The 9,175-nt window shown below is 61.8% G+C and carries 7 protein-coding genes; 3 read left to right on the top strand and 4 right to left on the bottom strand.

Annotated elements, in window-relative coordinates; translation table 11 throughout:
• Positions 1 to 196: 196 nt before the first annotated feature.
• Complete coding sequence (gene gatA / locus NW827_RS01070) at positions 197 to 1,714, top strand: Asp-tRNA(Asn)/Glu-tRNA(Gln) amidotransferase subunit GatA (RefSeq protein WP_414404346.1); 1,518 nt, start codon at positions 197 to 199, stop codon at positions 1,712 to 1,714.
• An 8-nt stretch (positions 1,715 to 1,722) separates the two neighbouring features.
• On the opposite strand, the gene psb28 is transcribed toward gatA, so the two are convergent.
• The 4 genes from psb28 to gyrA form a co-directional block, all read right to left on the bottom strand.
• A complete protein-coding gene (psb28, locus tag NW827_RS01065) occupies positions 1,723 to 2,037 on the bottom strand; it encodes a photosystem II reaction center protein Psb28 (RefSeq protein WP_414360678.1) in 315 nt (104 codons plus the stop codon).
• A gap of 27 nt (positions 2,038 to 2,064) precedes the next feature.
• A complete protein-coding gene (locus tag NW827_RS01060) occupies positions 2,065 to 3,273 on the bottom strand; it encodes a glycerate kinase (RefSeq protein WP_414404347.1) in 1,209 nt (402 codons plus the stop codon).
• On the bottom strand, positions 3,263 to 3,661 hold the full coding sequence (locus NW827_RS01055) for a DUF760 domain-containing protein (protein WP_414360673.1): 399 nt from the start codon (positions 3,659 to 3,661) through the stop codon (positions 3,263 to 3,265). The genes NW827_RS01060 and NW827_RS01055 overlap by 11 nt, the downstream gene beginning before the upstream one ends.
• Before the next feature lie 167 nt (positions 3,662 to 3,828).
• Positions 3,829 to 6,354, bottom strand: a complete 2,526-nt coding sequence (gene gyrA / locus NW827_RS01050; protein WP_414404373.1) for a DNA gyrase subunit A — start codon at positions 6,352 to 6,354, stop codon at positions 3,829 to 3,831.
• A gap of 280 nt (positions 6,355 to 6,634) precedes the next feature.
• Between gyrA and NW827_RS01045 the strand changes: the two genes are divergently transcribed.
• Positions 6,635 to 8,320: a SulP family inorganic anion transporter gene (locus NW827_RS01045; protein WP_414404349.1), complete on the top strand. Its 1,686-nt coding sequence runs from the start codon at positions 6,635 to 6,637 to the stop codon at positions 8,318 to 8,320.
• A gap of 64 nt (positions 8,321 to 8,384) precedes the next feature.
• Positions 8,385 to 9,175, top strand: a 791-nt coding sequence (locus NW827_RS01040) for a DUF6671 family protein (RefSeq protein ID WP_414503230.1), incomplete at its 3' end; no start/stop codon positions are given.

Raw genomic sequence — 9,175 nt, 5'->3', positions numbered from 1 at the left:
GGAGATGCGGCAGGAGATCCGGGATCTGCGCCGCGATTTTTTGGAACGGCGGTAGGCCCAAGCGCGCCGCGCTGGCCCTCACCCCCAGCCCCTCTCTTTGGGGGAGAGGGGAGTTAGTAGGGATCCGTGCTGGATTACTCTAGAGAGAACTTTGACGTTGCTCGATCGGCCTTTCCCTTCCCTAGCGAGTTTGCCTATGTCTGTTATCCGTGCCCTGCACCGCCAGTTGGTGAGCAAAGAGCGCTCGGCCGAGGAGATTGCCCGCGAATACCTAGAGCGCCTGCACCAACTGGAGCCGCAGCTGAAGAGCTTTATTACCGTTACCGAGGAGCTGGCCCTGCAGCAGGCTAGAGCCGTGGACGCCCGCATTCGCGCCGGGGAGGCGATTGGCCCGCTGGCCGGGATCCCGTTGGCTGTGAAAGATAACCTCTGCACCCAAGGGATCCGCACCACCTGTGCTTCTCGGATGCTGGAGGGGTTTATTCCGCCCTACGAGTCAACGGTGACGGCGCGGCTGGCGGCAGCCGGCATGGTGATGGTGGGCAAGACCAACCTGGACGAGTTTGCCATGGGCAGCTCCACGGAAAACTCCGCCTTCCAGCGCACCGCCAACCCCTGGGACCTGACACGGGTGCCAGGGGGATCCTCAGGCGGGTCGGCGGCAGCGGTGGCGGCAGACCAGGCGGTGGTGGCTCTGGGATCGGATACGGGGGGATCCATCCGCCAGCCGGCGGCCTTCTGTGGCGTGGTTGGCCTCAAGCCCACCTATGGGCTGGTCTCCCGCTACGGGCTGGTGGCCTTTGCCTCTTCTCTGGATCAGGTGGGGCCGTTTGGGCGCACCGTGGAGGATGTGGCCCTGCTGCTGCAGGGGATTGCCGGCCATGACCCCATGGACTCCACTAGCCTCAGGGTGGAGATCCCGGACTATAGCCAGGCTTTGATCCCCGATATCAAAGGCTTCAAGATTGGCGTCATCCGCAACCTGCTGGGAGAAGGCTGCAGCGAGGAAACCCGCGCTGCCGTGGAAGCGGCTATCCAACACCTGCAGGAGCTGGGGGCGGAGATCCTGGAGATTGACTGCCCCAGCTTTCGCTACGGCCTAGCCACCTACTACATCATTGCCCCTTCCGAAGCTTCTTCCAATCTGGCCCGCTACGACGGCGTCAAGTACGGCCTGCGGGAACCTGCCGACTCGCTTTTGGCTATGTATGGCAAGACCCGCGCCCGCGGCTTTGGGCCAGAGGTGAAGCGGCGCATTATGCTTGGCACCTATGCCCTCTCTGCCGGCTACTACGATGCCTACTACCTCAAGGCCCAGAAGGTGCGCACCTTGATCAAGCAAGATTTTCTGGGGGCCTTCGAGAAGGTGGATGTACTGGTCAGCCCCACCACCCCCACGCCAGCCTTTAAAGCAGGGGAGCGGGAGGATCCCTTGAGCATGTACCTGTGCGACCTAATGACGATCCCGGTTAATCTGGCGGGCTTGCCAGCCCTAAGCCTGCCCTGTGGCTTTGCCAACGGCCTGCCCATTGGCCTGCAGATCATCGGCAACGTCTTGCAGGAGAGCAAGGTGCTGCGGGTGGCCTACGCCTACGAGCAGAGCACCGACTGGCACAAACGGCGTCCGCCGCTGGCAGAACCCAAAGAAGCAGCTTCCGGACAACCCCAAAGCAAGCGCAAGTCGGGCTCCGGCAGCAAAAAGTCCAAAGGCTGAGGAGGGGATTAGGCCCTGCCCATCTGGTTGGCCGCCGAGAAGCGCTCCATAAAGCGCAGGAAGCGCTCCCACTCGGCTTCGGTTTCCATGTCGTAGATTACTTCCAGGGCCTTGAATTCCCCGTTGAGGAACTTGGCCTTGATGTTGCGGGTGGTCAGCTCCCCCTCCTCGTCAATCATCCGCATACCGAGGATGTTTTGGGTATCGGTCTTTAACTCCTCGAAGCGAAAAATCGCCGATCCCCGGCTGCCGGTTTTGGATTTCAGCAGCCGTACCTGGGTGGGTACTTCCTCAATGCCGGGAGAAAACTCAATCCTAGCCATGGCTTCCTAAAGTTACGATTCCAGCCATTATAGCTGGCAGAGGGCTCGCAACTCCTGAGCAGCCAGCTGGGCTAGGTAATAGCCGGCCTGGCGCTGGGCTTCGGCCACGTCCGGGATCCGGTCACAGAGAGCGCCAACCCTCACGGGAAGCGACCGGGCGGTCAAGTCGGCCCGAGCTGCCGGGGTGGCCTGACCACAGAGGATGAGCAAGGGCTTCTGCGCCGCAATCGCTTGCTCCAGCACTGCCCCCACCACTTTGCCCATGCTGCTCTGTTCATCGAGACAGCCCTCGCCCGTAATCACCAGATCGCAGTGACGGATACGCTCCGCCAGTGCCAAGTGCTGGGCCAAGAGCTGGATCCCGGACTCCAGGGTGGCTCCCAAAAAGGCCACTAGCCCTGCCCCCAGCCCACCGGCAGCGCCGGCGCCAGGGATCCCGTCCACCATCCGACCCAGGTCGCGCTCCACCACTCTGGCCCAGTGCTGCAGGGCCTGCTCCAACTGCCTTACTTGCTGGGGAGTGGCGCCCTTCTGGGGCGCAAAAACGGCAGCCGCCCCCCAAGAGCCGGTGAGAGGGTTCTGCACATCGCAGAGGCCGCGGATGCACTTGCCCTGCCAGACAGGCTGCTTGGGCGGCTCGATGCGCGCCAGCCGGGCCAGCTCCCCTCCCCCCCAGCCAATGGGATCCCCAGCCCTATCCAGGAGGCGATAGCCTAAGGCTTGGGCCATGCCTGCTCCGGCATCCACGGTGGCGGATCCGCCCAGCCCTATCCAAATCTCAGCAATGGGATCCCGGCAGACGGCCCGCAACAGCTCCCCTAGGCCATAGGTGGTGGTGTGGGTGGGATCCCGCCGCTGGGGAGGCACCAAGGTTAGGCCGACCACCTGGGCTACTTCCAGCAGCGCCCGCTCGCCTACTACGCCGTACTCGGCCCAGACGGGATCCCCCAGCGGGCCGGTGACCCACAGCCCCCGTTTTTCTCCCCCCAGCGCCAGCATCCAGGTCTCCAGGGTACCCTCGCCCCCATCGGCTAGAGGGAGCAGCTCTATCTCCGCCTGGGGCAACACCTGTTGGATCCCGCGGGCAATGCTCTCTGCTGCTGCCTTGGCCGTCAGGGATCCTTTGAAGCTATCCGGGCAGACCAAAATCCGCCGCGGCGGGCGGCTGAACTGGGATCCCTTTTCCCCCATTGAAGCTTGCAGGCCAACCAGTCCTAGCCCGCTGCTACTGAGCACTCTCGCCTTCTCTTGGCGAGGGTTGCTCTGCGTTGTTGGAAGGTTGGGAGGCGTCGATGGCAGGGGGTGAGTTGCCCAAAGACTGCTCCAGGGCCAGGCGCTGCTCCATCACCCGCAGAAAATAGCCCCCCATCATGGCACCCGAGAGCATCTTTGCCAAACTCTCGCGGTTGGTGACGATTTGAACGCCAAATTGGTCGGACGGCAAACTGCCCAGCAGGCTGCGGATGTTATAGCCCAGGATCTCCAGCACTTCTGGGGAAGAATTGCGGGCAATATCCTGAAAAACGCTGGGATCCTGCGACTGCAGGTATTGCCAGAGCCGGTTGTTGGGGCTAGGCGTTGGCACAGCCTCAAAGCCAGGAATGAAGTTGATTGGGCTGGACATGGAGTTACCAAGCTCCCCAAACACAGCAGGTAAAGCCCAACTGGACGGCCTGCCTGATCCCTCAGGCTCTCACCGCTCCCCCAATTTGGGCTATGCCCAACTTAGCACCTGCGCCTTGCTGCCCTCGGTACGGGATCCCACCCTTTTGAGGCGGCAAATGCCGTACCTCAGGCCCCACCTTCCGGGATCTCCTCCCCCACAAATGAGGCAGGCACCACCGTCACCCCGACGATACTGTCTTCGGGATCCAGGCGCTGCACCAGCACTCCAGTGGCCTCGCGGGACTGGGTGGGGATGGCCTTGGCCAACTGGCGCATGACAATGCCTCTGGCAGTTACCAAGAGGATTTCGTCCTCGGCATTGACGATGCGCAGGGCCGCCAACTCATCCGACGCCTGGCGGAACTTGGTGGCGATCACCCCCTTGCCGCCACGGTTTTGCCGGCGGAAATGGTCAATGGCCAGGCGCTTGCCCCGGCCTTCCTTAGTGATTACCAGCACCCAGGGATTGGCTAGCCGCTCTCCCTCCTGCTCGGCAGCCCTCACCAACTCGGCAGAGAGAATGTCCATGCTGACGATGGCGTCGCCGGGGTTGAGGGTAATGGCTCGCACGCCGCGAGCAGGCCGCCCTAGGGGACGCAGCTGCTCGTCGTCAGCGCGGAAGCGAATGCCCATGCCCTGGCGAGTTGCCATGACCACATCGTCGCCAGAGCGGGCACGGCGCACCCAGCACAACTCGTCGTTTTCTTCAAGAGAAATGGCAATCAGGCCATTGGAGCGAACGTTGGCAAAGGCACTGAGGGCCGTTTTTTTGATGTACCCCCCCCGAGTGAGCATCACCAGGTATTCGTCGTCGCTAAACTCGCTCACGGGCACCATGGAGGTAACCCGCTCTTCCCGGCTTAGCGGCAGCCACTGGACAATGGCGCTGCCGCGGGCGGTACGGCTCCCTTGGGGGATCTGATAGGCGGGCAGAGTATAGGCCACCCCCCGGTTGGTAAAAAAGAGAAGGGTGTCGTGACTGCGACAGGTAAAAAATTGGGCAATGGCATCGTCGTCTTTGATGCGGGCGCCGGCCTTGCCGCGGGTGGCTCGTCCCTGCACCCGAAATTCTTCGATGTCCATGCGCTTGATGTAGCCCTGTTCCGTGAGGAAGATGACCGTCTCGCGGTTTTCGATAAGATCGGCCACCTCCAGCTCACCGTCCTCCAGGCAGAAGCGGGAGCGGCGCGGGCTCCCAAAGCGGGCTTTAAGCTGCTGCAGCTCTTCGCAGATAATTTGCATCACCCGTTCCCGTCGAGTCAGAATGTCCCGCAAATCGGCAATTTGCCGCAGCAGGTCCTCATGTTCGGCCTGGATTTTCTCGGCTTCTAGGGCAGTGAGGCGGCGGAGTTGCATTTGTAAGAGGCCGTCGGCCTGCGCTTCGCTTAGCCCCAGTTGGCTCTGCAGCTCAGCGCGGGCTGTGGCAGGATCAGCAGCTCCCCGGATAAGGGCAATCACCCGCTCCAATTGCCCCAAAGCCAGCAGGTACCCCTGCAAAAGGTGAGCTCGCTCCTCAGCTTTTTGCAGCTCGTAGCGGGTGCGCCGCTCGATGACCTCTGCCCGAAAATCCAGAAAAACCTGTAGCGCGTCCCGCAACGTCAAGGTGCAGGGCTTGCCGTTGAGGATGGCCAGCATGTTGACCCCAAAACTGGTCTGCAGGGGGGTCTGTTTGTAGAGGTTGTTGAGCACTACCTGGGGCTGGGCATCCCGCTTCAGCTCAATGACTACCCGCATGCCGCTGCGGTCGCTCTCGTCGCGGATGTCGGCAATGCCCTCCAGTTTTTTCTCATTGACCAACTCGGCAATTTTTTCAATCATGGCTGCCTTGTTGGTCTGGTAGGGCAGCTCGGTGATCACGATGGCCTCCCGCGCCGGTCGGCCCCGCTGCTCAATGGTCTCGATGGTGGCCACTCCCCGCAGGGTAATGGAGCCGCGCCCGGTGGTGTAGGCTTCGCGGATGCCCTCCTGGCCCAGGATCAACCCCCCTGTGGGGAAGTCTGGCCCTGGGATCCAGTGCATCAACTCCAGGCTGGTCAGGTTGGGGTTTTCGATTAGGGCAATGAGGCCATCCACCAGCTCTCCTAGGTTGTGGGGCGGGATGTTGGTGGCCATGCCCACAGCAATCCCGGAAGAGCCGTTCAACAGCAACTGCGGGATCCGTGCCGGCAGCACCAGTGGCTCTTGCTGGGATCCGTCGTAGTTGTCGATGAAGTCAACGGTGTTGGCGTCGATATCCTGCAGCAGGGCTTCCTGGGCAAAGGCGGTGAGGCGGCACTCGGTGTAGCGCATGGCCGCCGGTGGGTCATTGTCGATGGAGCCAAAGTTGCCGTGCCCGTCTACCAGGCGCTCCCGCATGGAGAAGTCCTGGGCCATGCGCACCAGGGCCTCGTAAACTGCTTGATCTCCATGGGGATGGTATTTCCCGATTACATCCCCCACCACCCGGGCGCACTTGCGAAAAGGGCGATCCGCCGTCAGCCCCAGTTCGTGCATGGCATAGAGAATGCGGCGATGCACTGGCTTCAAGCCATCCCGCGCGTCTGGCAGAGCCCTCCCGACGATGACGCTCATGGCGTATTCCAGGTAGGACTGCGTCATCTCCCGCTGCAAGTCGGTGGGGATGATGCGCGCGGTCAATTCGTTGTCGCTCATGGGGTGGAGGTAGAGGTGAGGGATCCCGCTGGACTTGGGTGTGGGCAGGACAAGAAACCCCACGGTTGTCGCCCGCCAACCGTCGGCAACTTAGGGGAGTAACCAACAATCCAGGTGTTTCCAGTCTACCATTGCCTTTTGCTGGGGTAGAGCGGCTCTGCAACTCGGAGCCAAAGGGGGATCCCTGAAGAAACTTATAGATAGAAATCTACTTTCTAGTCTGTTCCTTATGGTAACGCTCAATGGTAGCCTACCTACATAGCGTCGAGAGCGGTGGAGCATGCAGTCCGGCGGTAGGAGATTTCTGGATTGGCAGCGGCGGCTAAGCCTAGAAAACTGGCGTGGGGATCTCTTCGGCGGGCTGACGACGGCGATTGTCTCGCTGCCGATGGCTCTGGCCTTTGGGGTGGCTTCCGGGGCGGGGCCGGTGGCAGGTTTGTACGGGGCGGTGTGTGTGGGCTTTTTTGCCGCCCTGTTTGGCGGTACCCCTACCCTCATCTCCGAACCCACCGGGCCGATGACGGTGATGATGACGGCAGTCATTGCCAAGGTTACCGCCAGCTATCCGGATCAGGGGCTGGGGCCGGCCTTCACGGTGGTCATGCTGGGGGGACTGTTTCAAATTTTGTTTGGATCCCTGAAGCTGGGCAAATACATCACCCTCATGCCCTACAGCGTCATCTCCGGCTTTATGTCGGGGATCGGCTGGATCATGATTTTGCTGCAGATCCCGCCGCTGTTGGGCCACGCCAGCCAGGGGGGAGTGATTGGGGCCGTGCAGAATCTGCCGACCTACCTGCTTAACCTTAAGGTGCCGGAACTGGGGTTGGGGCTGCTGACGCTGGCCATCCTCTTTTTCTATCCCAAGCCTTGGCGACAGGCGGTGCCGCCCCAGTTGGTGGCTCTGCTGCTGGGAACGCTGGTGGCCAACTTGTTCATGGCTGATTGGGATCTGCGGCGCATTGGCCCCATCCCTACCGGCTTGCCCCAGGTGCAATGGCCACAGCTGCCCTTGGCTTCCCTGCCCAGCTTGGTGTTGGACGGCGTGGTGCTGGGCATGCTGGGCTGCATTGATACCCTCTTGACAGCAGTGATTGCCGACAACCTCACGCGCACCCGCCACGACTCCGACCAAGAGCTGATTGGGCAGGGGATCGGCAACCTGGTCTCCGGCTTCTTGGGGGGGTTGCCGGGGGCGGGGGCGACCATGGGCACGGTGGTGAATATCCAATCGGGAGGACGTACGCCCTTGGCCGGCATCACTCGCGCCCTTCTCCTCTTGATGGTGGTGCTGTTTGCCGCGCCCCTCACCCAAGGGATCCCGATGGCGGTGCTGGCGGGGATTGCCTTTAAGGTGGGGGTGGACATCCTCGACTGGAGCTTCCTGAAGCGGGCCCACCGCCTCTCCCTTAAAGGGGCGGCCATCATGTACGGGGTGATGTTCATGACGGTGTTCGTGGATCTCATTGCCGCTGTGGGGGTAGGGGTGTTTGTGGCCAATTTGCTTACCATCCAGCGCCTGAGCGAGCTCCAGTCGGAAGAGGTGAAAGCCATTACCGATGCCGACGATGCTGTAGATCTCACGCCGCGGGAAAAGGAGTTGCTGCGCCAGGGCCGCGGCCAGGTGCTGCTGTTTTACCTGAGCGGCCCGATGATCTTCGGGGTTTCCCAGGCCATTTCCCGCCAATACCAGGCGGTGGCCTCCTGCCAAGCTTTGGTGGTGGATCTGTCGGATGTGCCAATGCTAGGGGTTTCGGCAACGCTTTCTCTAGAAAATGCCATTCGTGAGGCCCTAGATCGCGGCAAGCAGGTGTGGATTGTCGGGGCCAGGGGCCGGATCCGACAGCGCTTGGAAAGCCTACGTTTGCCCCTGCCGGCGGAGCGGTTTGTGGAAAGCCGGGAAGCCGCCTTGGCCGAGGCCCTTGCCCACTTGGGCCTGGCACCAGAACCCCATCCCCTGGTTTGAGCCATCTTGATTTGCCCCATGACAAGGCGGTAGGCTTCATTTGCCAGCTCGGGGTCAGTTCTGGATGATGCACTGGAAGGGTCGGGTTGCCTACTTGGCAACCCTGCATCGCAAAGAGCAGGTAATTGGCCCCCTCTTGGCCCAACAGCTGGGGATCCAGGTGCAGGTGATACCTCTTGATACCGACCAACTGGGCACCTTCTCGCGGGAGCGGCCCCGGCCGGGGGATCCCATCCACACCCTACGCTTAAAAATTGAGAGAGCCCGCCAAGTTTGTCCTGCCCCCTTGCTTTTGGCCAGCGAGGGATCCTTCGGCCCCCACCCCCAGCTTCCCTGGATCCCTTGGAACCAGGAATGGGTCATGCTCAAGGTTTTTGAACCGGGCGCGGATCCCTTGGAGCTGGTGGGCTACGCAGAAAGCACCCAAACCAATTTCAGCCATCGCTGGGTGCAGAGCTTTGCAGAAGCCCTGGACTTTGCCCAAAAAGTAGGTTTCCCCGAGCACGCCCTAATTGCCCTCGACCAGCCGGAAAACCCCCAACTTATCCACAAAGGGATCCAGGACGAAGCAACCCTAAAGCAGGTGGTGGAAGAGCTGCTGGCCCGCCAGGGAGGGCTGCATCTGGAAACCGACATGCGGGCCCTGTACAACCCAACCCGTCTGCAGGTGATTGCGGCAGCCACCCAAAACCTCATCGCCAAAGCCCAAAGCCTCTGCCCTGCCTGCGGCACTCCCGGCTACTGGCGCATCCGTGCGCTGCCTGGGCTGCCCTGCGGCCAGTGTGGTGCCCCTACCCCCGTAACCAAGGCGTGGGTGTATGGCTGTGGCCGCTGTTCCCACACCCACACCGAGCC

Source organism: Synechococcus sp. H70.1 (genome assembly GCF_047502705.1).
Lineage (GTDB): Bacteria > Cyanobacteriota > Cyanobacteriia > Thermostichales > Thermostichaceae > Thermostichus.
This window is presented reverse-complemented; position numbering and strand designations above follow the sequence as displayed.

Excerpts from the sequence above, each read along its gene's own strand:
- NW827_RS01045 (WP_414404349.1), top strand. The coding sequence starts at position 6,635 with ATGCAGTCCGGCGGTAGGAGATTTCTGGATTGGCAGCGGCGGCTAAGC.
- gyrA (WP_414404373.1), bottom strand. The coding sequence starts at position 6,354 with ATGAGCGACAACGAATTGACCGCGCGCATCATCCCCACCGACTTGCAG.
- NW827_RS01055 (WP_414360673.1), bottom strand. The coding sequence starts at position 3,661 with ATGTCCAGCCCAATCAACTTCATTCCTGGCTTTGAGGCTGTGCCAACG.
- gatA (WP_414404346.1), top strand. The coding sequence starts at position 197 with ATGTCTGTTATCCGTGCCCTGCACCGCCAGTTGGTGAGCAAAGAGCGC.
- psb28 (WP_414360678.1), bottom strand. The coding sequence starts at position 2,037 with ATGGCTAGGATTGAGTTTTCTCCCGGCATTGAGGAAGTACCCACCCAG.